Consider the following 22,795-nt stretch of genomic DNA (forward strand, 5'->3'; position numbering starts at 1 on the left):
TTTTTTCATTCGTTTTCGCGTTCAGGACGGGCAAAAATCATGCGCCCGGCGGCGGTTTGCAGAACTTTGGTCACCACCACATTGATTTCCTGATCCATGTAGTCGCGTCCATTCTCAACCACCACCATGGTGCCGTCATCCATGTAGCCCACCCCCTGAGATGGCTCTTTGCCTTCCTGGATGACGCGCACCTGAAGCATCTCGCCGGGGAGCAGGACCGACTTCACCGCATTTGCCAGTTCATTGATGTTGAGGATGGTGACGCCCTGCAGTTCGGCAATGCGGTTGAGGTTGTAATCGTTGGTGAGGATGGGACAGCGCAGTTGACGGGCAAGGATGACCAGTTTGTCATCCACCTCGCGCACACCCTCCACATCCAGATCGGTGATGCGCACCGGGATGCCGGGCTCTTTCTGCAGTTGCGCGAGCACCTCCATGCCGCGCCTGCCGCGCTGACGGCGCAGGGCGTCTGGCGAATCGGCAATGTACTGCAGTTCGTTGAGCACGAAGCGCGGGATGAGCAGGGAGCCGGGCAGAAAACCGGTGCGGGCAATGTCGGCAATTCGTCCATCAATGATGACGCTGGTATCCAGCAAGATGGTACGTTCTGCCATGGGAGCGCCCCCCTCGCCCGCCATGCCGGGGGCTCCGCCGCGCGAAAAGCCCTGCATCAGGGTAAAGAGGTCATCCTGCCGGGTGACAAACACCGAGACGCCCAGATACGCCATCACCAGCACGCCGATGAAAGGCATGACCTGCCCGAAGGGGGCGGGCAACAGCGAGAGCGGAAACGACAGCAGGGCGGCGATAATCAAGCCCACGATCAGCCCGATCAGCGATGCCAGCAGGGAGCGGGTGGACAGGCGGCTCAACTGCATGCGCAGAGATTTAATGGGGCGAGTGGTGAGATAAGGGGTCAGGATGAGTCCAATCAACGCGCCAACCATGCCGATGGTGAAGGCGTACTGTTCCACAGAAAAAATGAACTCGCCGGGGGTCTCATTTGCCAGCCTGCCCAGGTGAGTGCCCAGATATACGCCGAGGATGGAAAAGACGATCATGCCGATCAAGCGAGCCACAAAATCAGCGCTCATGAATAATTCCTCCTTTTTTAAGGTGCAGAAAAAAATAAGAAGATAATTGCTGGTATTCTGGATGATAGCATGCCTTGAGGGGGTTCGTCAATGAGAAATGTGCCCTTTTCCCCTCGCCCTTCGGCAGATGAAAAGCCGCCGGGTGTTGTTGCTTCTCCACTCGAGGCGCTCCCTGCGGTGGTCTCTCCGGCAGACAAGCGGTGAACAGCGTCGAACTGCAAAAGAGGTCAAAAAAGGGTCAAGACGGCTTTCTTTTCGCTGACGATATGTTATTTTTAAGTGAGGGACGGGATGATATGCTCACAGAACTCAATCGGCGTTTGACGGAGACGGCGGAAGCCCTGCAACGAAAAAATGCCCTGATGCAAGAGAAGCAAACCACGGAGGAAGTGCTCTGGCGTCTGCGTCAGGATCTGGATGATCTGGAGGATCGCCTGCAAAAGTCGGCGGCGCGTCTGCAGGCGCTGGAAGGCGCTTCTCTGCAGGCGGGCTGGCACAGTCTGCTGGGAGACCGTGATGAGCAGGCGGCGCAGGCGCGCCAGGACCTTCAACGGCTCAAAGGGCAGGTGCAAAAGACGCGGCGGGCGGTACAGGAAGCCGAAGCCCGTCTGTCGGAACTGGAAGCGCAACTGGCGCAACTGATGGGGGTGGAAGATGCTTTTGAAAACCTGATGCTCCAGAAGGAACAGGCGCTTCTCTCTGCCCGGCACCCCCTGAGCGCGGAACTGCAGGAAATCAACCGCCGCCAGCAAAGCCTGCACGCCGAAAAGCGCGAGATTGGTGAGGCACTGCAGGCAGGACTGGATGCGCTGGACAGGCTGAAGGAAGCCATTGAGGCGCTGGAGAGCGCCAGCGGGCTGGGCGTGTGGGACATACTGGGAGGCGGAGGGCTGGTAAGTGTCTTCAAGCATTCGCGCATTCGAGATGCCCGCGACCTGCTGGAACAGGCGCAGAGGGCTCTCAACCGTTTTGAGCGCGAACTGCGCGATGTGCAGTCTTCATCCGATTCTGATCTGCAGGTGGGCGGGCTGGAACTTTTCCTGGATATCTTTGCCGACGGTTTGCTGGTGGACGCGTGGGTGCAAAGTAAAGTCTCTGCCGCCCTGGATCGCGCCCGTGACCGGCACGCTGACCTCATTGCCGCGCTGAACCGGCTCAACCAGCGCTACCGGCAACTGGAGCGGGAAGAAGTCGACCTGCACAGGCGCCGCCGCGAAATCCTGACCGCCCCCGGCTAATTTTCCGGATGGGATCTTTCCAGAAGGCAGGTGTAAAAAGGATGTGAATCAGGGTTCAGCAGGTTCAGGGTGCGGGGCGGCAGAGGCTTTCCACAGGTCGCTCAGGTGCATCACCGGGCGGTAGGTGCGGCGGTGCAGGGGGCAGGGACCCCACTGCTGAAGCGCACGGCGGTGACGGGCGGTGCCGTACCCCTTATGCACCTCAAAACCGTACTGCGGATACTGGCGGGCAAGGTCGCGCATCAGCGCATCGCGGGCCGTTTTTGCCAGCACCGAGGCGGCGGCAATGCTTAAACTACGCGCATCGCCCTTGATCAGGCTGGTTTGCGGGAGGGGGATCTCCGGCAGGCGCAGGGCGTCAATCAGCAGGTGGCGGGGGTAGAGGGCGCATTCCTGCAGGGCGCGCATCATCGCCAGGCGGGTTGCCGGGACAATGCCGTGGGTCTCGATCTCCTCCACGCTGGCAAAGCCCACTCCCCAGGCGAGGGCTGTCTCGCGAATCACGGCGGCGAACCCCTCGCGGGCTCTGGCGGTCATCTGTTTGGAATCGCGCACGCCGTGCAGGTGTTTCAGTAAATCGGCATCGTCAGGGGGCAGAATCACCGCGGCGGCGGCAACCGGTCCCGCCCATGCGCCGCGTCCGGCTTCATCCAGACCGGCGGTGGGGAAGACACCTGCCTGCCAGAGGCTTTGCTCAAATTCCAGCGTGGGCAGAGGGGGAAGGTCAGCGAGGGGCTGGCGCGCCATCGTACAACCCCCGGCGGGCGTTCAGGCGGATGCGGATTAAATCGGCAAACATGGCGTAGGAGTCGCGCAGGACGCGAATCTTGCTCTCGGCGTTGTAGTACCACGGGATGGGCACTTCCACCACGCGGTAGCCCATGCGCCGGGCAATGAAGAGCACCTCGACGTCAAATGTCCAGCCGTGCAGGGTCTGCAGGGGGAAGATGCGATCGGCAATGTCGCCGCGGAAGCACTTGAAGCCGCACTGGGTATCCTGCAAGCCGGGCAGTGCCACCCAGCGCACCAGCGTGTTGAAGCCGCGCCCGATGATGTGGCGCAGGATGGGCTCGTGGTAGCGCACCGCGCCGGGGGCTTCGCGCGAGGCAATGGCAATTTCCACATCGGGCAGGGCGGGAGGGATGAAGCGGGAGATCTGCTCCACGGGCATGGAGAAGTCCACATCGCAGAACATGCGGTACTGTCCGTGCGCCGCCAGCATGCCGCGCTGAACGGCTAAGCCCTTGCCGCGCCGCTCGTCGGTGAGGGGAACGATATAGGGAAAGCGTGCGGCGTACTCTGCCAGCACCTCGCGGGTGCGGTCGGTACTGCCGTTTTCCACCACCACCACCTCAAAGGCAAACGGTTGAGCGGAAAGGAAGGCGTGGAGACCCTCCAGCGCCGGGGGGAGACGGTGTTCTTCGTTGTGGGCGGGAAGGATGATGGAGAGGAAAGGGGCGCTCACGGTTGCCTGCCCGGCGATACCCGCCCGTTACAGAATGGGGACGCCCTTGAGCACATCCCGCGCTTCGGCAGTGTCGCCATCGCCACAGCGCACCCATTCAGCGCCGTTGTGGGAGACGAGGGTGACCGGCGCGCCCAACTCAAATTGATTGCCCCAGGGGGCAAGACGTTTGCCGCTGTAGATCACCTGCCGGGCGCGCAGGCGCTGGATCAGTTCCTCGCGGCGCACCAGAATGTGATCGCCATACACGGCGCCCCGACGTTCATGGAGACGGACGAAATCAATCTTCCCCTCAGGGGTGTAATGGACGGCTTCGACAACTGCATCCACTTTGCGGGGTGCCTTTCCCATAAGGCTTCCATGCTCCTGTCTGGATATGAATTCAACCGCCAGCAAACCCGGCGGTTGGTTGAATTCAGTCGGGGTGGGCGGATTTGAACCGCCGACCACATGCCCCCAATGCACGTGCGCTACCGGACTGCGCTACACCCCGGGCATGTACGAGTATAATCCGAATCGGGCGAAACCGTCAAGAAGCCCTTAAGAAGGGGGAAGAAGAGGCTTTTAGCGCAGGGAACCGGTATGCAACGGCTTTGCTGACAGGTCTTCATTCCAGCGCCGGCTCACCCGTTTATGAATATACCAGGTATACGGCAATCCAAGATTGGTTTCAATGAGTGAATTTACAACAACAGGCTGCCAGAGAGGCGGGCGGATGCCGTTAATCAGCAGTGCGGCTTCCCAGGCAAATTGAACGCCAATGCCGATTGCCAGCAACCAGAGGATGTTTACTTTTTCTCCTCCCTTCAGGTTTCGAAAGACGATAAAGGCATAGCCGATACAAAGAATCAGCGCCATGACGCCGTGATAGGACCCTGTGCCGCGCGAGATGGTTATTTCCGGAAACCCGCCCCCGAAGTTATGACTCAACTGCCCAACGGTGATCCACCCCAGGATGGGTAAAAGGGACCATTCGACCGCATGACCATCGCCGTCCAGTAAAAGCCATATCCATGCGAAATTGGTAAACCCATAACTCATGCTCAACCACAGCAGGAACCAGAAAGGATCTGCGCCGTAAACCTCTCGTGTGCCGAGAAGTTTGTAGAAAATCCCGAAATCAACCAGAAAATAGACCACACCCGCCAGCAGTCCCACAATGACAGCCAGCCTTCGTCTAAAGTAAAGCAGGAAAGCGGCAAAAAACAATAACCAGATGATGTCAAGGAAGATATAAAGCGAACTGAATGTCCGTGAAACGGTAAAATCCATCTGTTTCTCCTGCGGGTATCTGCCTTAACTGCGGAGATTCTGCATGAGTTTAATAGCCGTGGCAATCTCTACATTGAGGGTATCGCCGTTATGTTTTCCATACCTCGTGATTTGAAGAGAATCCCCAAAAGCATCCATTGCAATGCCTGCATCCAGGGAGGAAAAGATTTGCACCCGTTCCGCATTGAAAAAGGTTTCAGCCTCTTCCTGGTTTTCGCCAAGCAAGATGAATTTTCGGTCAAATTCCGGGAAGGCGGTTAGATGGACACGTTGCAATCCTCTGAAGTTGGAAGCCCATCCAATCATGGAATCCGCAAGCCTGTTCATGATGTTGCCCAGTCTGTCATCCAGGTCTGGCATTTGCATCAGGGCAAAATGGGGCAGTCGTAAGAATGGAGAAACTGCAACCAATCGATCTTCCAGTTTCATATCGCTGTTCAAGACCCCATCATAGAGATATAAATCCCCGTCCAGGGTCTTTTTTTTGACTTATACGGATGATTTGCAGGTTTGCTGTATCGTTATGCTGCAAGGCGCGAATGCGGTTAAAGAGTTCTTGCGGTGGAGATTCAAGGGGATGAAAACCCAGTTGCTTCCGGCGGATTTCTCCCGGGTCCACTCTTTCTTTACGCAGTACGCCCAGTACAATCAGAATGGCAACAAAAATGATCAGTGTGAGCACAATAACAAGGAGGGAAGAATTCATAAGACAGGTTTATTTTTCACTCTCGCCTTTTAATCCATGTTTTTCAATGGCTTGTGTTACTTTAGTTAGCCACGCAAACAACCACTCGATTTCCTTCTCTGAGAATTTTCGATTTATCTGGCACTTTAATTCTCTACCTGCGGGCTGAAATAGACCAGAATTCTGTGCTTCTTCAAATAAAGCCTGCAGTTCTTGTTCTGAAATATCTATTTTGCCTGATAAACCGCCGCGTCCAAAAAGAGCCGTATATATGGATTGCTGAAACACAGATGTTGGTGGATACCCAAAACAAAAAACCACGTGATTACCGGATAAATTGACATTCAGTGAGAAACCCTTAATGCCCCAGTGAATTGGAAACGATTTCGATTTCGCCCATGTCAGCAATTTTTCAAAAATGAATCTACCGTTTGCGTCTACCGAATTGAAAAAGGCTTTTTCAGAAATTCGGGGCAATGAACCCGATGTGATAGTAGAAATATTATCTGCTTCGTTCCCAACGACGATATTTGTGGAAAACAACCTTAATCCGTCATCGGCTTTGTAAAAGGTAAACTCTACACAGGTGACCCTTACGCCTTTTTTTCGCAGGAAAGTGGACGTTTGACGAATTTCGGGTGTGATTTTTTGACCAATAATTACAATCCGCTGCTCTTTATTGAATACAACTGCTTCGTCAGTGTCTAAATGGAAATACTCATGATGATACTGGGCAAGATTTATGACTTCATCACCTGCATATTTTCTGAAAATTTCGTCCAACTGCTCATAGCCTAATTTTTCAACAAAGGACAGGTACTCAAGAGCCTGTACCAGCGTTTCTCGGGGAGTGCGGTTTCTCTTCAGTTCGATAACGACTGAATTGCCCTCTTTGTCGATGGCGAGCAGGTCAATAAACCCCCCAAGATTTGTTGCAACCTGTCGCCCAATCATTAACAAATTGCCGTTTTCAATGATCTTATCTGGATTATTTTCAAGCCAGGTTTCTAAAACGGATTCATGGTGTTCATCATGAAATCCAATCTCAGCACATTCTATAAACTTATCATCGGGTGTGATACTGTATATTTTCATCGGCTCCTCGAATTTCAAAGATAACGGTTTCCCTTACCCGATAAGCCATCCTTCCCAATTAAATTACTGCTGAAAACCACACGTTTATCCGAAAAAACATGAACTATTCTGTTTTTCCGGAAGATCGTTACTCCTCTTTTCTACCCTACCGCAAGGCGGCGGTAGGTGTCGCAGCGTTCGCACGTTTCCCGCTGGCACAGCAGCGCCAGGGGATCCTGCCAGATGACCTCGCGCAGGCGCTCCAGCATGGGCGCCAGCGGGATGACCTGTACCACCGCCCGGGCAATGCTTGCGCGGCGGGTGAGGTCTTCCAGCAGAGGGGCGGCGGCGTCGAAGCCGTCGGAACAGCCGGGAAAGCCGGGGCATTCCCACACCCCCCGGGGGGTGAGCGCCCAGCGGATGAAGCCCTGCCTGCCAGCCAGCGCCTCGGCGTAGTGGATGCTGGTGTTGACGGTGTGGTTCACCCCGATCAGCACCACCTCGCCGTCCATCTTTGTCAGCGCGCCGATGGGCGCCAGCGGCTCCGCCAGGGTTTGCGCGGCAAGCACCTCCTCCAGCCCGATGCCCGCAAACGAGAGGATGGGATGCATGGAGCGCTGTGCCTGCGGGTGACGGCGCACCGTCTCTGCCAGAATGCCCATCAGCGGGTCGGCGGGCATGTCGGGAAGGAAGAACTCTGCCATCTGATTCAGGTCTTTGCCCGAGCCGTAGGTCAAGCCGTTGTTTTCCGGTCCAGCCTCGGGGATGATCATGGTCCTGTAGGTGAAGGCAGGCGTCATCACCCGCCCGCTGACGGCGAGCAGGGCGCCCAGCAGGGTATCGGCGCCGCCGCGAATCTCCTCTCCAAACGAGGAGAGCGAAGCGTGCACCAGAACGGGTTGCCGGGGTGAAAGCCCCAGCGAGCGAAACGTCTGAACCAGATCGCGGAATGAGAGCATGTGATTTTCCTCCCCGGGGTTAATGCGTTATGCCCAGTCGCCGGTATTATCCACCTCGAACAGCGTGCCGGGTTCAGCCTGGGTGTGACCGTGCAGGATTTGTGCCGCTAGTTGCGCCGTAATCAACGCGCCGCGCGGGTTGACGCTTTCCAGACACAGCCCCAGCACGCGGATGCCCAGCGGCGCCAGTTCGGCGGCAGAGCGGGTGAGCGCGCGCAAGCCCGCCTGACTGGCGGCAAAGGCGGATTTTCCCGCCCCGGGCGGACGCGCCCCGCCGCCGGTGATGACGTGCAGGATGGTGCCGCCGCGCCCTTCCTCGCGCCAGATGCGTCCCAGCGCCTGAAGCATGAGGAACGGACCGCCGATGTTGCTTTCCAGCGTGCGCTGGAAGTCCCACTCGTCCAGTTCCAGAATGCCCGCAGTGGGCTGTGCCAGCGGGCAGTTTACCAGCGCGTCCAGCGTCTCCCAGCGTTCCAGCACCTCGTCAATCAGCATGCGCACCGCCAGCCCTTTGGAGGGGTCGGCAACGTGGGTGGAGACCTCTGCCCCCTGTGCCTGCACCAGCGCCGCCGTCTCTTCCAGCCCCATGGGGGTCAGGTCGGTCAGCGCCAGGCGCGCGCCGGGTTCCGCCAGCGCCAGAGCAATGGATTTTGCCGGTTCGCGCCCGGCTGAGGTGATTAAAACTGTCAGCGGGCTCATCCTAACTCCGCATGGTTGCGAAATTCCACCACCGGACGGTGCAGATCATCCAGTTCCAGCACCACGATTTCGTTTTCGCCTTCTTTCAGCAGGGGGGCAGGCACGTAGAGCGTCTTCTGCGGTCCGCGCTTCCAGTAACGCCCGATGTTGAAGCCGTTGATCCACACCACCCCTTTGGTCCATCCCGGCAGGGCAAGGAAGGTATCGGCGGGTTTTCCGGGAATGGTCCAGGTGCCGCGCAGGAAGGCTGGAAATTCTTCCGGCTCACCGGGCAGATAACGGATGGCGGAGAGGTCATCCAGCGGCAGGGGATAAACCGTCCAGCCGAACAGCCACTGCTGACCCAGCAAAACCCCCTCGGTGATGCCCTTGCGGTCGGCAAGGTCGGGACCGTAGTTGACCCGTCCCATGTTCTCCACCAGAATGCGCAGGCGCACTCCCTGATCAATGACCGAGAAGGACAGCGGTCGGGCGTGATTTTCGCGCTCGACGATGCCCACCAGGTCGTTATCCACAAAGACATGCCCGCGGTCGTGCAGTCCGCGGATGATCAGGCGGGCTTCTTCGCGGGGACCGGTCAACTGGGTCTCGTAGAGGATGAAGCCGTAGTTCTGGTCGTACATCTCCATGGGCAGGGGGGCGGTGCTGTACTCGGGGGTGGAGAGCGCATCCACCTGCGCAAGCAGGGGCGCCCACTCCTCCAGTTCCACCTTGCCGTAGGCTTCCCGGTGCACCGGTGCAAAGTCGGGCATTTTGGGCAGGTCCACGTACCTGCCGATGACCTCGCGCAGGGCGTGGTACTTGGGGGTGATCTCGCCGTACTCGTTGAGCGGGGCGTCGTAGTCGTAACTGGTCACCGTGGGGGCGTAACCGGGAGAGGGGAAGGCGTTGGCGCCGTTCATGAAGCCGAAATTGGTGCCGCCGTGGAACATGTACAGGTTGACCGAAGCACCCTCGGAAAGTAAATCATCCAGCACGCGGGCAACCTCTCCCCCCGAGCGGGTGTGATGGCGCTCGCCCCAGTGGTCAAACCAGCCGTCCCAGAATTCCGCCACCAGCAGGGGACCGGTGGTCTGGTACTCGCGCAGTTTGTCGAAGGCGTCGCCCGGGCGGTTGCCGAAGTTCACCGCCCTGAAGAGGTGCGGCAGACCGCCGTACTGCATCATTTCGTCGCTGACGCCGTCGGCGGTGAAGAGGAACACGTCTACCCCGCACTGGCGCAGGAGTTCTTCCAGATATTTGATGTAGCGGGTATCGTTGCCGTAACTGCCGTATTCGTTTTCCACCTGCATGGCAATGATGGGACCGCCGCGGGTGCTTTGCAGGGGCACAAGCCGGCGCATCAACTGGCTGAAGTAGGCTTCCACTGCATCCAGATAGGGCTGGTACATACAGCGCAGTTTCATCTGCGGGTCTTTGAGAAGCCATGCCGGCAGACCGCCCATCTCCCACTCGGCGCAGATGTAGGGACCCGGGCGCACGATGACGTACAGTCCCAGTTCGCCTGCCAGTTCAATGTAGCGTTCGATATTCAGCCAGTCGCCGAAATGAAATTCCCCCTCATGAGGCTCGTGCAGATTCCATGCAATGTAGGTCTCCACCGTATTGAGCCCCATGGCTTTGAGTTTGAGCAAACGGTCTTTCCAGTACGCCGGGTGCACGCGAAAGTAATGCATTGCCCCGGCGAGAATACGGAAGGGCTCTCCGTCTAACTCAAAATGGTCATCCTCGATTGTTAAAGTGGACATAGGGATTTCTTCTTTATGCCTTTATCCAGAGAAATGTGTACCCTTATTTTAACGTAAGTTTGGCTCCAGTTGACGCCCATTCGGGGAAATGGGGGCAAAATTCAGGGGGAAACATTGTCTGAGTCGGTGGGCAGGCAGGTGGGGATGCCGTTCTGCAGGGTTTCGGTGTTCAGGTTCATGCCGAAGTACGGCGAGGGGTCGAGGGTGTTGGCGATTTCCCGCTCGTCGAGAAAGCGTCCGGTGCCGTCGTCGCGCACGATGGAGAAATGCAGGTGTACGCCCACCGGCGTGCCCGGGGTGCCGGAGAAGTTGCCCTGATAGCCCAGCAGAGTGCCCGCTTCCACAAAGACTTCCTGCGTGCCCGGCGGGAAGGCAGGGTCAATCAGGGGGGTGCCCTGCGGGTCTGCCAGATGGGTGTAGTAGGTCCAGATCTGCCGGTCCGGCTGGAGCGGGTCGCGGGGGATGCGGATGATCAGGCTGGAGCGCCACTCGGGCAGACGCGTCAGATAGCCGGAGGCGGCGGCGTATACGGGGGTTTCTCCCGGGGCGGTGCCGCCGAAGATGTCCAGCCCGGTGTGATGATGTCCCGGACGGAAGGAATCATTCCACACGTAGCCGATAAAGCCGCGCGTGGGCAGGCGGAAGGAGGCGCCCGGGCACTGCGTGCCGGCGTCCAGCGCCCAGTCGGCGTGGGCTGAGGGGTTGCGGATGAAGGAAATCACCCGCTGGTCGCGGGTGGAACTGCCCTGCACGGTGCGGCGAATTGCCCACGCGCCCAGAGCGGCGGCGGCAAAGGCGGCAAGGATGAGCAAGAAAAACAGGACTTTGCGCATGGAGAAAAAAAGCCGCGCAGGGCAGGCGCCCGGCGCGGTGTTCCTCAGAAATTTATTTCTTCAAACTGCCGATCATGGACCACGGACCCGTCCAGGTGATGTGTACGTCCCGGATGTGTCCGCGCAGGTCTTCCTCGCTCTCGACAAAGACCAGTTTGTTGGTGGGGGTGCGCCCTTTCCAGCGCTGTTTCACCTTTTCCTCGAACAGCACCGGCACGGTCTCGCCCAGATAGCGGGCGTTGATTTCGCCCGCGATGCGTTCCTGCAGTTCCTCCAGCATGCGGAAGCGGCGCATTTTTTCCCCGGCGGGGACATCGTCCTTCATGCGGCGTGCCGAGACGGTGCCCGGGCGGGGGGAGTAGCGCGCCAGATGGGCAACATCCAGGCGCAGTTCTTCCAGCAGGCGGTAGGTGTTCATGAATTGCTCTTCGGTCTCGCCGGGGAAGCCCACGATGATATCGGTGGCGATGGAGACGCCGGGAATGCGCTCGCGGATGCGGGCAATCAGCGCACGGTACTGGTCGGCGGTGTAGCCGCGCTTCATGTTCTCCAGCACGGTGTCGTCGCCCGCCTGCACCGGCACCTCGATGTGAGGCATCACCTTGGGCAGGCTGGCAACCGCGTCCAGCAGTTCGTCGGTCATCCAGTTGGGGTGCGAGGTGAGGAAGCGGATGCGCTCCAGCCCGTCCATTTCGTTCAGGCGGATGAGCAAGCCTGCCAGCGTGGGATAGTCGGGGTTGTCCTTGCCGTAGCGGTCCACAATCTGTCCCAGCAGGGTGATCTCTTTGACGCCCTGGCGCACCAGCGCGCGGGCTTCTGCCAGAATGTCCTCAGGGGGACGACTGCGCTCAATGCCGCGGCGGTAGGGGATGATGCAGTAGGTGCAGGCGTGCGAACAGCCGTACACCACCGGAATGTGCGCCGAGACCAGTTTGCCGCGTTCGGCTTCGGGCAGGACCAGGTCGCCGTCCATGTAGGCGTAGCGGGTGGCGGTGGCGCTTTCTTCCATGGCGCGCACCTCCGACTGGGTGAGGAATGCCACCAGCGGCGAGGGGTCGGACGGCGGCGAGAACACATCCACAAAGGGGAAGCGTTTGCGCAGGGCATCGTTGTTGCGGATGCCCACCAGACAACCCATTAAATTAATCACCAGATGCGGGTTCTTCTCCTTCAACGGGCGCAGGGAGTTCAGCCTGCCGTAGGCTTTATCCTCGGCGGACTGGCGCACCACGCAGGTGTTCAGCACGATGACATCGGCTTCTTCGGGTCTGGGCGTGACCGAATAGCCGAGGTGCTCGAGCGCCGAAGCCACCCGTTGAGAATCTGCCACGTTCATCTGACAGCCTTCTGTCCAGATATGGTACTTCATAGGATGAAATTATACCAAATTCAGACTGGTTTGGGTGGATTCGGTGCAGGCGTCTGGCGGGATCTTCCAGAACAGCCTCTGTTCTGTATCCTCCGCGAGAGCGGTGTGCCTTGATGCCCTGGCGTTTATGTTACAATACTTTTGAAGGGTACTTATGGACGAAGAAGAGAAACTCCCACCTGTGAATCCCCCGGAAGATACCGCCGGGCGGAAACTGCGCCGCATCCTTGAGGAAGGCAAAAAGGCGGAAGAAGCCCTGGAAAACACCCAGCCTTCCCGCCTTTCTCCCAGACCCGTCGAACCGCCCGCCGATGCCGCCGCCACTCAGCCGGTTACGGGCGAGACGACACCCCCTTCCCCTCCACCCTTTTTAGAGGAAGACATCGTACCGCCCCTGCGTCCGCGCGGCGAACCTGCCGGGACTTTGCCGGTGTCGCCGTTCAGCGCGCCGCCGGAAAGTTTGTCCATCCCACCAGCCGATGAAGCCCCCACCCTGCCGCCCGAGGTGGCAAGCGAAGCCCCTGCGCTGAGCGGCGGTGTGCCGGACGATGAAGCCCATCTGGCGCCCACCATCCCACCGTTCCTGCTGGAATCGGACGCCGATATCCTGCCCATACGGGTGGAAGAGACCGATCTGGAAGCCACTCAGGTGTCGCCCAGCGCCTATGACCTGCCCACCCTGTATCCTTCGCGCCCGGCGACGCAGGAACCGCCCACCCAGCCTTTTGCCGTGCGGGTGCGACCTGCGGCGCGCGAACCCGGTTCACGTCCCACCGTTCCGCCGCGCACCCCGCCTTCTCCGCCGCCCGCGGCGCGCCGTGCGCGTCCCGTTCAGCCCCGCCCTGCGGAGACAGAAGAAGGCGGCGGACGCTCCCCCTGGGGATGCATCCTGCAGGCGGTACTGGGACTTGTTGTCCTTATCATTGTGCTGGCAGGTGTGGTGGCAACCTTCCTGATTTATCAGTACTTCTCCATTGCCCGCACCCTGCCGGATATTTCCAACCTGAAGGAACGCGCCTCGCAGTTTGAGACCACCCGCATTCTCGACCGCAACGGCAACGTGCTGTACGAAATCCTCGACCCCAACGCGGGACGGCGCACCTACGTGCCGCTCAAGCGCATTTCGCCTTACATGGTTGCCGCCATCATTGCCACCGAGGATAAGGAGTTCTACAACAACCCCGGGTTTGACCCCTTCGGCATTGCCCGGGCGCTGTGGCAGAACTACACCAGCGGAGAGGTGGTTTCGGGCGCTTCGACCATCACCCAGCAACTGGCGCGCGCCATTCTGCTCAGCCCGGAAGAAGCCGCCCAGCGCACCGTTCAGCGCAAGGCGCGCGAGATTGTGCTTGCCGCCGAACTCACCCGCCGGTACAGCAAGGATCAAATCCTTGAACTGTACCTGAACGAGATTTACTACGGCAACCTTGCCTACGGGGTGGAAGCCGCTGCCAATACCTACTTTGGCACCAGCGCCGACAAACTGACCCTGGCGCAAGCCTCGTTCCTTGCCGGTCTGCCGCAAGCCCCCAGCGTGTACGATATCTTCAGCAATCGAGAGCAAGCCCTGCGCCGCCACAAGCAGGTGCTGGTGCTGATGTACGAACTGAGCCGCGAGAAGAACTGCATTGAGGTCTCCAACAGCGTCCAGCCGGTGTGCGTGGATGCCGCCGCCGCTACCGCCGCGGCGCAGGAGATTGAAGCCTACAACTTCCAGCCGCCGCGCAACACCATCCGCTATCCGCACTGGGTCAATTACGTGCGCTCCCTGCTGGAAGAGCAGTACGATGCCCAGACCATCTACCGCTCCGGGTTTACCGTGTACACCACCCTCGATCCCAACCTGCAGGAGCAAGCCCAGAACATTGTGGCAGAGCAGGTGCGTTCGCTCTCGGGGCGCAACGTGCAGAACGGCGCGCTGGTTGCCATCCGTCCTGCCACGGGTGAGATTCTTGCCATGGTGGGGTCGGCGGATTACTTTAACGAGGACATCAGCGGGCAGATCAACATGGCACTGGTGCCGCGCCAGCCGGGTTCATCCATCAAGCCGCTCACCTATCTGGCGGCGTTTGAAAAAGGCTGGACGCCCGCCACGCTCATCTGGGACGTGCCCTCCGAGTTTCCGCCATCCGGCAGACCCGACGACCCGCGCGAGCCGTACAAGCCGGTCAACTACGATGGACGCTTCCACGGTCCCGTCACGGTGCGCAGTGCGCTGGCGAATTCCTACAATGTGCCTGCCGTCAAAGCCCTGCAGTTCGTGGGCATCTACGATGACCCCAGCACCCCGCAGAGCGAGGGGCTGATCGGCATGGCGAAACGTCTGGGCATCACCACCCTGACGCGCGATGATTACGGGCTTTCGCTGACGCTGGGCGGCGGCGAGGTGACCCTGCTGGAGATGACCTCGGCGTTTGGCACGATGGCGAACGCCGGTCGGCGCATGCCCCCGTATGCCATCACCCGCATCGAGGATTACGCCGGTAACGTGGTCTATGAGCACAAAGCGCCCCCCGGCGAGCAGGTTCTGCGCCCCGAACATGCCTTCCTGATCAGTTCCATCCTTTCCGATAATCAAGCCCGCGCGCCCATGTTCGGCACCAACTCGGTGCTGGCATTGCCCTTCCCCGCCGCCGCCAAGACCGGCACCACCAACGACTTCCGCGATAACTGGACGCTGGGCTATACCCCCGACCTTGCTGTGGGCGTGTGGGTGGGCAACGCCGATTACACCCCCATGGAAGGCGTCAGCGGGGTGACCGGCGCCGCACCCATCTGGGCGCAGTTCATGCAGACTGCCGTCCCCGCCCTCACCGGCGGCAACCCCAGCCCCTTTGTGCGCCCTGCCAATGTGGTCGAGCGGGTGGTGTGCGCCATCTCCGGAACCGAGCCTTCGGAGTGGTGTCCGGGTCAGCGCACCGAGTTCTTTGCCGCCGATCAACTGCCCCTGCCCAAGGATGAAGATCTGTGGAAGCGCGCTCAGATTGACACCTGGACGGGGCTGCGCGCATCGGCGGCGTGCTCCGGCTTTACCGCCGAGAAGTTTGTCCTCAACGTCACCGATAAGGACGCGGTGCGCTGGATTCGGGAGACCGAAGAAGGACGCCGCTGGGCGGAGAGCATTGGCTTTTCGGATGATTTCTTCTTCATCCCCGAACGGGAATGTCGGGAAAGCGATCCCCGTCCCAACATTTACTTTGCCGGGCTGGCGGAAGATCAAGCCATCCTCTCGGCGCCGCTGGATATTTACGCGGTGGTGGACGCCACCGACGATTTCCGCCGCTGGCGTCTGGAGTGGGGACTGGGGAGCGACCCCGGTGAGTGGAAGACCCTGCTGGAGGGCATGACCTCGCCGGTCAAGTCGCCCGACCGCATTTACTCGTGGGATTTGCAGGATGTGCCGCGTGAGACCATCACCCTGCGCATTTATCTGGAGAGCACCGAGGACGGCTACGCCGAGAAGCGCATCCGCCTGCGCATTCAGGCGCCCACGCCCACCCCGACGCCCACCCTGACCCCGACGGTGACGCCCACGCCCACTCTGACACCCACCCCCACGCTGACGCCTACCCCCACGGAGACGCCCACCCCCGTGCCAACAGATACGCCCGTAGCCACCGCGGGGGCAGCGCTGGAACGAGTGTAAGCCCCGGGAAGCACGGTTTTCACTGGCTGTGCGCCGTTGTGCGCCGGTGAGGGAAAACCGTGCTATGCTTAACCTGTCCATCCAATTTGCCTCTGGAGGGTTGACATGGAAAAGCGTTTCAAAGTCCTGCGTTTCGTGGGGACGCTGTACAAAATCTTTGGCGTGGTGGTCGGTGTGGCGATGCTGATTCTCGCCCTGGGCATTTGTGCCGTTTCGGTCATGGGCGGCGCCAGCATGGCAGATTATGCCCGCGAGTACGGCATGCACGGCATGGAAGTGTTCGGCGCGCTGGGCGGGGTGATTATAAGCGGTGTGGTGCTGATCGCCGGGGCGGTGTGGGCAATTTCCCTGTATGCCATCGGCGAGGGGGTGTACCTGTTTATTGCCATTGAGGAAAATACCCGTGCCGCCGCCCTGCGCCTGCAGGCGCCCGTTCCGCCAGTTGAATGATGGATTCGCACAGCGCACCTTGAAAGAAACGCCAGCCTGCTGTATAATTTGGCGCGCACACGCCACCGTAGCTCAGCCGGCAGAGCAGACGTTTCGTAAACGCCAGGTCGTGGGTTCGAATCCCACCGGTGGCTCTTTTTGTTTAAATTTCCCGGAATTGGCTCAATCGAATCCTACGGGACGCTGAGCGGCGCAATGCGCCCGACCTGCATTTCCGCCAGGACGCCGCGCACCAGTTCCTGCCTGCCGGGGGAGAAGAGCGCCTCGTTCACGTGGGTAAAAGCAATCGGCACCCGCACCAGGGCGGGAGGCGCAGAAGCGGAGAAGACCTCATCCAGTGCGGCGGTGAGATCCCAGTCCAGCGTCACCGCCCACTGTTCGGATAATGCTTCGGGCGGGGGGACGATGCCCAGCACCCGCACCGGCTGGGTGAACTGCACCAGCCCCTTCAGGTAAGCAATCACCTCGGGGTGAACGGCGGCATGGGAGAGGTAGAAGACGTCCACCTTGCCTTCGTCGAACAGTTTTGCCGCCACTGCCGCCCAGTCGCTGCCGCTGTCCGTGTCCACCCCGGCGGTGAGGGGGAAGTTCATGCCGAGGGGCCAGCCGGGCGAGCATACCCCGCAGAAGTAGCGCCCGCCGTTCAAAAAGGCTTCCTGAATGCCGGGCTGACTGGAGGGAATCAAACCCGCGGCGCGCCAGTCATCCGAAATGACCGTGGCGGTGAGACCGGCGGCAAACGCCAGCGCCTGTGGATCGGCAAGCAGGGTGGTGAGGTTGGGGGCTTCGGGCAGGGTTTGAGCGGAGAGCACCACAAAGCGCGTCTGCGGCGCGGCGTTGAGGGCATCGCCGAGCGAGGGAGGTTCTGCCAGCGCCAGCACCAGCGGCACGTCTGCCCCGAAGGCCCGTTCGCTCCACTCTGAAAGCACCTCTACGGGGGCGCCGCCGCTGGCAAGCGTTTCCAGATGGGCGCGCGCTGTTTCCACCCACTCAGGGTTGACATCTGCCGGAGCGTACACCACCATGCGTTGCGGGGGCGGGGTGGGCGTCTCGGAGGGAGAGGGGGTGGGAGAAACGACAGGGGTATTCTCCGCCGTATTGCCCGGGGCGGGCGAAGGCGACACCGGGCTCTGTCCCTGACAGGCGGTCAGCCACAGGGCGAGCAGGAGCAGGGCAAGTACACGTCTCATAAGGGCGAATTGTACCCGAGAACCCCACGGAGGCAAAGGCAGGGGGTTAACGCTCCACTTCAATGAGTACTTCCAGTGCACCGGCGTTGTCTTCCAGGCGGGTATCGTTGATGCGCAGGAAGAGCGTTCCGCGTTCGCCCAGACGCTGATCGAAATCCCGTCCGACGTAGAAGGGCTGACTGTTGCCCACCCTGCCGATGAGCGCGGCGTGTGAGATGCCTTCGGCAACGTTGCAGTCACAGCGGGGATCGCCGCCCGACCCGACCGCGTCGAAATTGCCGCCGTTCCACGGCGACCACAGCCCGGAAATCTGGCGGATGCGCACGCGCATGCCCGGTTTGATCGGGATGCCGGTGTCCTGCCAGTCAGCATCGGCGCGCACCACAAAGGTGAGGGCATCGTCATTTTCGACCGAACCGGGGAGCGAGAGACGGCACCCCATCAGCGGCAACAGCGCCGCAAACAGCATCACCCACCGCAAGGCTTTCATGACGGCATTCCTCCAACGAGGATTATACGGTGCGGGGAGGCTCTCCGGCAAGACAGAGGCTGTCTGGATGCGGCGCTTCTTCATTGCAAAAACGTCTCAAAAAAGCCTTTGCACCGGGCGGGAAATTCGGTTATGCTTTTTTTATCCCGGAAGGGACTTTCAATGAAAGGAATTTACAGATGAATGGACCTGTTCCAAAAATTTTATCTCCCGGAGAGCGGGAGGAACTGCTCCGCACGCTGAAGGTGCGTTTTGAGAAGCACATGCACCGCCACGCCGGGCTGGAATGGAGCCGGGTGCAGGCGCGTCTGGACGAGCGCCCCGAAAAATGGTTCTCGCTCTACGAGATGGAGCGGACGGGCGGTGAGCCGGATGTGATCGGCGTTGACGAGAAGACGGGCGAAATCCTGTTTTGCGACTGTGCGGAGGAAAGCCCAAAGGGACGCCGGAGTCTGTGCTACGACCGCGAAGCCTGGGAAGCCCGCAGGGAAAACAAGCCCTTGGGAAATGCAGTGGACATGGCGTCCGCCATGGGCATCGAGATTCTGACGGAGGAGCAGTACCGGTTTCTGCAAACGCTGGGAGAGTTTGACACCAGAACATCCAGCTGGGTGAAAACGCCCCCGGAGATTCGTCGGCTGGGCGGCGCGCTCTTCTGTGACCGGCGGTATAACACTGTCTTCGTCTATCACAACGGCGCCGATTCTTACTACGCATCCAGAGGGTTTCGCGGTCTGTTGAGGGTGTAAAGGCGGTTCCATTGTTCTCTATCTCACCCTTTCATTCCTTCCTGGCAGTGTGAAGGAGAAAAAGTTTTGCTTTTTCTGCCATCGGCAGTATCCCAGACAAACAGCCCCCCTTCTCCTCGGGGAAGAGGGGCAGGGGGGATGGGGCGAGTGGAGGAATGCTTTCTTGACGTTTACAGGTTGTGGTTTCACCGTTTTCAACTTTGAGAAAGCCCGTTAAGCGTTCTCCCATGCTTGACGCCTTCCCCCGCATGTGATAGATTGCTCTTTCAGAACCTGGCAGTGTCTCAGCCGTGTCTCTGCGGCTGTATATAATGGAGGAATGATTGTGAAACGCTGGATGCCTCTTGTGCTGATGACTCTGGCGCTGGTGAGCGGATGTATTGTGCCGCCCAGCCCCACCCCGGCGGCGAGCGTCACGCCCACCGCCTTACCCCCTACCCCCACCGAAACGCCCATCCCCACCCCGGAAATGCCCCGTACGCTGGTGGTGTGCCTTGCCGAAGAACCGCAGACGCTGTATCCCTACGGCGGCAATTCGCGCAGTATGTGGGCGGTGCTGGAAGCCCTGTACGATGGTCCCTTTGATACCCGTCAGTACGGCGTCCAGCCGGTGATTCTGGAGAAGATGCCCGCGCTGAGCGACGGCGATGCCCGCATTGAAGCGGTTGAGGTTCGGGCAGGCGACCCTGTGGTGGATGCGGCGGGCAATCTGGTGGCGCTGGCGGCGGGTGTGCAGGTGCTCCCGGCGGGGTGTGCCTCGCCGGAGTGCGCCGTCACCTGGGACGGATCCAGTTCTCTGCAGATGGATCGTCTGACGGTCACCTTCCGCCTCAAGGAGGGCATTCAGTGGTCAGACGGCGCCCCGCTCACCGCCGAAGATTCGGTCTTTTCCTTCAATATTGCCGCCGACCCGGCAACGCCGACCGCCAAGGGGCTGATTGACCGCACTCTCTCTTACACGGCGCTGGATGAGCGTACGGTGGAGTGGGTGGGCGTGCCCGGTTTTCTGGAGCGCAACTACCCGGCGTATTTCTTCCTGCCTCTGCCCAGACATGCCTGGGGGACGCTGAGCGCGGCGCAGATTTTACAGGATGAGCAGATTCGCCGCGCGCCGCTGGGCTGGGGGGCGTATACGGTGCAGGAGTGGACGGCGGGCGATCACATCACCCTGAAGAAGAATCCGCTGTACTTCCGCGCCGCCGAGGGGTTGCCTGCCTTCGATACGCTGGTGTTCCGCTTCTCGGGCAATCCGCCCGACAGCGCTTTGATGGCGCTGGTGGCGGGCGAGTGCGACATCGTCGAACCCAATGCCGATTTCCTGCCCCTGCTGGAAGAACTCATCAACACGCAGAACAACGGGCGCTTGCAGTTACTGCTGGCGCAGGGTCCGGAGTGGGAGCATGTGGCGTTTGGCATCCGCCCGGCGTCTTACGATGACGGCTACGACCCGGCGGCGGGCGACCGCCCCGATTTCTTCGGCGACGTGCGCACCCGCCAGGCGTTTGCACTGTGCGCCAACCGGGAGGCGATTGTCCGGCAGGTGTTCTTCAACCGTGTGGAAGTGCCGCGCGGCTATCTGGCGCCCGATCACCCCGCCTACAACAAAGAGGCACTGCCCGAATATCCCTACGACCCGGCGCGGGGGAGTGCCCTGCTGGATGAGGTGGGCTGGAAGGACCTCGATAACGACCCCGGCACCCCGCGCGTGGCGCAGGGGGTGAGCGGCGTCCCCGACGGCACCCCTCTGAAGGTGGAATTGCTCACCACACAGGCGGCACTGCGCACCCAGACCGCGCAGACCCTTCAGCAGTCCTGGCGCGCCTGCGGCATTGAAACGACCATTGCCCAGTTGCCCCCCGGCGAGATGTTCGCCCCCGGTCCGGATGGGGCAGTCTTTGGCAGGCGCTTTGACCTTGCCATGTTCTACTGGCAGACCAGTCAGCGCAATGCCTGCGCGCTGTACACCAGTGCCCAGATCCCCGGTGCCATCAACCAGTGGATTGGCGTCAACGTGAGCGGTTTTTCCTCGCCCGCCTACGATGCGGCGTGTCTGGATTCACTGCGGGCGCATGCCACCCCCGCAGAAGATCTGCAAGCCCTGCAGAACGCCGAGAAAGTCTTTGCAGAGCAGTTGCCCGTCCTGCCGCTGTACTTTCAGTTGAAGATTGCCATTGCCCGCCCCGATCTGTGCGGTTTTGCGCTTGATCCCACGGCGCGCAGTTTCCTGTGGAACATTGAAGATATCCATATCGGTGAGGGTTGTCAGCCGTGAAAAAAGGCTACCTGTACGCGTTTCTGGCTTACGGCATGTGGGGCGTTTTTCCGTTGTACTGGAAAGCCCTGCAGGATGTGCCTTCGGTTCAGATTCTGGCACACCGTGTGGTGTGGTCGCTGGTGTTTCTGGTCTTCCTGATCTCCCTGCGGCGGGAGTGGGAAGCCCTGCGCGGCATGCTTTCGCGGCGGGTCTTGCTGGTATATGCCCTCTCGGGGGCGCTGGTGACCCTGAACTGGGGACTGTACATCTGGGGCGTCAACGCCAATCATGTGGTGGAAGCCTCGCTGGGGTACTTCATCAATCCGCTGGTGAACGTCCTGCTGGGGGTGGTGTTCCTGCGCGAGCGTCTGCGCCCTGCGCAGTGGGCGGCTATCGGGCTGGCGATGGTGGGCGTGCTGTACATGACCGTTGCCTATGGGCGTTTGCCCTGGCTGGCGCTGGCGCTGGCGTTCACCTTTGGTATTTATGGCTACCTGAAGAAGACCTTTCCGCTTAATTCCCTGCACGGATTGACGCTGGAGACCGGCGCAGTCACCCCGCTGATGCTGGCGTATCTGGTGTATCTGGAGGTCAACGGGCAGGGGGCGTTCCTGCACGGCAGTGCCCTGCGATCTTTTTTGCTGGCGCTGGCGGGGGTGGTGACGGCAACCCCACTGCTCTTCTTCGGCATGGGGGCGCGCCTCATTCCGCTCTCGACCATGGGGTTGATTCAGTACCTCTCGCCGACCATTCAGTTTCTGCTGGGGGTTTTTCTCTATCATGAGCCGTTCGATCAGGCGCGCCTGATTGGCTTTGGGGTGGTGTGGCTGGCGCTGGCGCTGTATCTGGTGGAGGGGTATCTGCATCAGCGCCGGGCTGTCCCTGCCACCGGGTAGAGATGCCGGAATGCGCCCCGGGATGCCGCAACGGGCGTAAAATGAGGGTATCCGTCTGGTGTATGGAGGATTTTCATGGCTGAATCCATGCGTGAGATTCTGGCAAAGGTGGAGCGCGGGGAACTGACTCCCGAAGAGGCAGAGGCAATGCTGCGCGGGGAGACCCCGTCCACCCCGACTGAGCCGCCCGCGGAGGATGTCCCGCCGGTGGAGGGTGAGGTGCTGGAAAGCCCTGCGGAGGTGGATCTCCGCCTCAACCGCTGGCGACTGTGGTGGCTGGTGCCGCTGGGCATTGGCGGTTTCATCCTGGTGGTGGGCATTTCCCTCATCACCCTGGGATATGCTTCCTCAAGCCCGTTCTGGTTCGTCTGCGGCTTTTTCCCGCTCTTTCTCGGTCTGATGGTGGCGGTGCTGGCGCTGTGGAGCCGGAAGGCGCGCTGGCTGCACCTGCGGGTGCGCGAGAAAGGCAAGATGCAGGTGGCGCTTTCGTTCCCCATTCCCATTCTGATGGGAAAGTGGTTCTTCACCCTGTTTGGCGGCGTCATCCCCGGATTGCGCGACCAGCCCGGGGTGGTTGAATCCATGCCGGAGATGCTGGACGCGGTCGGCAGGTCCCGCGAACCGCTCATCGTCGAAGTCAACGATGGGGATACTGAAGTAAAGATATATTTAATTTGAAGATCC

At 60.3% G+C, this 22,795-nt stretch carries 22 protein-coding genes and 2 tRNA genes; 8 read left to right on the forward strand and 16 right to left on the reverse strand.

Features of this window, described 5'->3' with window-relative positions:
* Positions 1-5 precede the first annotated feature (5 nt).
* On the reverse strand, positions 6-1,094 hold the full coding sequence (locus tag LHF31_RS07930) for a PIN/TRAM domain-containing protein (protein ID WP_298004104.1): 1,089 nt from the start codon (positions 1,092-1,094) through the stop codon (positions 6-8).
* A 296-nt stretch (positions 1,095-1,390) separates the two neighbouring features.
* Here LHF31_RS07930 and LHF31_RS07935 point away from each other — a divergent pair, with 296 nt between their 5' ends.
* Complete coding sequence (locus tag LHF31_RS07935) at positions 1,391-2,332, forward strand: hypothetical protein (protein ID WP_298004102.1); 942 nt, start codon at positions 1,391-1,393, stop codon at positions 2,330-2,332.
* Between the two features lie 48 nt (positions 2,333-2,380).
* Here the strand turns inward: LHF31_RS07935 and LHF31_RS07940 are convergent, their stop codons facing one another.
* The 13 genes from LHF31_RS07940 to miaB form a co-directional block, all read right to left on the reverse strand.
* Positions 2,381-3,079, reverse strand: a complete 699-nt coding sequence (locus LHF31_RS07940; protein ID WP_298004100.1) for a ribonuclease HII — start codon at positions 3,077-3,079, stop codon at positions 2,381-2,383.
* A complete protein-coding gene (locus tag LHF31_RS07945) occupies positions 3,057-3,797 on the reverse strand; it encodes a dolichyl-phosphate beta-glucosyltransferase (protein ID WP_298004097.1) in 741 nt (246 codons plus the stop codon). Before LHF31_RS07945 ends, LHF31_RS07940 begins: the two co-directional genes overlap by 23 nt.
* 27 nt (positions 3,798-3,824) lie before the next feature.
* Entirely contained in the window at positions 3,825-4,148 is a 324-nt protein-coding gene (locus LHF31_RS07950) for a hypothetical protein (protein WP_298004094.1), read from the reverse strand.
* A 68-nt stretch (positions 4,149-4,216) separates the two neighbouring features.
* Positions 4,217-4,290: transfer RNA gene (locus LHF31_RS07955), tRNA-Pro, on the reverse strand.
* 71 nt (positions 4,291-4,361) lie between these two features.
* Positions 4,362-5,069, reverse strand: coding sequence for a hypothetical protein (locus LHF31_RS07960; RefSeq protein WP_298004091.1), 708 nt, complete (start codon positions 5,067-5,069; stop codon positions 4,362-4,364).
* Positions 5,070-5,093: 24 nt separating this feature from the next.
* The gene (locus tag LHF31_RS07965) at positions 5,094-5,498 is read right to left on the reverse strand and encodes a hypothetical protein (protein WP_303774064.1); all 405 of its coding nucleotides are present in this window, start codon (positions 5,496-5,498) and stop codon (positions 5,094-5,096) included.
* A 19-nt stretch (positions 5,499-5,517) separates the two neighbouring features.
* Entirely contained in the window at positions 5,518-5,775 is a 258-nt protein-coding gene (locus LHF31_RS07970) for a hypothetical protein (RefSeq protein ID WP_298004085.1), read from the reverse strand.
* A 9-nt stretch (positions 5,776-5,784) separates the two neighbouring features.
* Positions 5,785-6,849, reverse strand: coding sequence for an endonuclease NucS domain-containing protein (locus tag LHF31_RS07975; RefSeq protein ID WP_298004082.1), 1,065 nt, complete (start codon positions 6,847-6,849; stop codon positions 5,785-5,787).
* Positions 6,850-6,989: 140 nt separating this feature from the next.
* Positions 6,990-7,787 carry an AAC(3) family N-acetyltransferase gene (locus LHF31_RS07980; RefSeq protein ID WP_298004079.1) on the reverse strand — a complete coding sequence of 266 codons (798 nt, stop codon included), beginning with the start codon at positions 7,785-7,787 and terminating at the stop codon, positions 6,990-6,992.
* Positions 7,788-7,814: 27 nt separating this feature from the next.
* Positions 7,815-8,486 (reverse strand): SDR family NAD(P)-dependent oxidoreductase, encoded by a 672-nt coding sequence (locus LHF31_RS07985; RefSeq protein ID WP_298004076.1) that lies wholly within the window; start codon positions 8,484-8,486, stop codon positions 7,815-7,817.
* Positions 8,483-10,234 (reverse strand): beta-galactosidase family protein, encoded by a 1,752-nt coding sequence (locus LHF31_RS07990; protein ID WP_298004073.1) that lies wholly within the window; start codon positions 10,232-10,234, stop codon positions 8,483-8,485. Before LHF31_RS07990 ends, LHF31_RS07985 begins: the two co-directional genes overlap by 4 nt.
* Positions 10,235-10,335: 101 nt before the next feature.
* Entirely contained in the window at positions 10,336-11,067 is a 732-nt protein-coding gene (locus tag LHF31_RS07995; protein ID WP_298004070.1) for a M23 family metallopeptidase, read from the reverse strand.
* 52 nt (positions 11,068-11,119) lie between these two features.
* Positions 11,120-12,436: a tRNA (N6-isopentenyl adenosine(37)-C2)-methylthiotransferase MiaB gene (gene miaB / locus LHF31_RS08000; RefSeq protein WP_298004067.1), complete on the reverse strand. Its 1,317-nt coding sequence runs from the start codon at positions 12,434-12,436 to the stop codon at positions 11,120-11,122.
* A gap of 154 nt (positions 12,437-12,590) precedes the next feature.
* Between miaB and LHF31_RS08005 the strand changes: the two genes are divergently transcribed.
* The 3 genes from LHF31_RS08005 (at position 12,591) to LHF31_RS08015 (ending at position 16,666) form a co-directional block, all read left to right on the forward strand.
* On the forward strand, positions 12,591-16,082 hold the full coding sequence (locus LHF31_RS08005; RefSeq protein ID WP_298004064.1) for a transglycosylase domain-containing protein: 3,492 nt from the start codon (positions 12,591-12,593) through the stop codon (positions 16,080-16,082).
* A 105-nt stretch (positions 16,083-16,187) separates the two neighbouring features.
* Positions 16,188-16,532: a hypothetical protein gene (locus LHF31_RS08010; RefSeq protein WP_298004061.1), complete on the forward strand. Its 345-nt coding sequence runs from the start codon at positions 16,188-16,190 to the stop codon at positions 16,530-16,532.
* A gap of 61 nt (positions 16,533-16,593) precedes the next feature.
* Positions 16,594-16,666, forward strand: a tRNA-Thr gene (locus tag LHF31_RS08015).
* Between the two features lie 39 nt (positions 16,667-16,705).
* On the opposite strand, the gene LHF31_RS08020 is transcribed toward LHF31_RS08015, so the two are convergent.
* Together LHF31_RS08020 and LHF31_RS08025 are read right to left on the reverse strand one after the other, a co-directional pair.
* Positions 16,706-17,722, reverse strand: coding sequence for a hypothetical protein (locus tag LHF31_RS08020; RefSeq protein ID WP_298004059.1), 1,017 nt, complete (start codon positions 17,720-17,722; stop codon positions 16,706-16,708).
* Between the two features lie 46 nt (positions 17,723-17,768).
* Positions 17,769-18,212, reverse strand: coding sequence for a hypothetical protein (locus LHF31_RS08025; RefSeq protein WP_298004056.1), 444 nt, complete (start codon positions 18,210-18,212; stop codon positions 17,769-17,771).
* 179 nt (positions 18,213-18,391) lie between these two features.
* Between LHF31_RS08025 and LHF31_RS08030 the strand changes: the two genes are divergently transcribed.
* The 4 genes from LHF31_RS08030 to LHF31_RS08045 all read left to right on the forward strand — a co-directional run bounded on the left by LHF31_RS08030 (position 18,392) and on the right by LHF31_RS08045 (position 22,789).
* Positions 18,392-18,961, forward strand: a complete 570-nt coding sequence (locus tag LHF31_RS08030; RefSeq protein WP_298004053.1) for a DUF4256 domain-containing protein — start codon at positions 18,392-18,394, stop codon at positions 18,959-18,961.
* 325 nt (positions 18,962-19,286) lie between these two features.
* Positions 19,287-21,233 (forward strand): peptide ABC transporter substrate-binding protein, encoded by a 1,947-nt coding sequence (locus LHF31_RS08035; protein ID WP_298004050.1) that lies wholly within the window; start codon positions 19,287-19,289, stop codon positions 21,231-21,233.
* Positions 21,230-22,111: an EamA family transporter RarD gene (gene rarD / locus LHF31_RS08040; RefSeq protein WP_298004046.1), complete on the forward strand. Its 882-nt coding sequence runs from the start codon at positions 21,230-21,232 to the stop codon at positions 22,109-22,111. Before LHF31_RS08035 ends, rarD begins: the two co-directional genes overlap by 4 nt.
* A 75-nt stretch (positions 22,112-22,186) precedes the next feature.
* The gene (locus tag LHF31_RS08045; protein WP_298004040.1) at positions 22,187-22,789 is read left to right on the forward strand and encodes a hypothetical protein; all 603 of its coding nucleotides are present in this window, start codon (positions 22,187-22,189) and stop codon (positions 22,787-22,789) included.
* Positions 22,790-22,795: the final 6 nt, after the last annotated feature.

This window comes from Anaerolinea thermophila (assembly GCF_020723905.1).
Classification (GTDB): Bacteria; Chloroflexota; Anaerolineae; order Anaerolineales; family Anaerolineaceae; genus Anaerolinea; species Anaerolinea thermophila_A.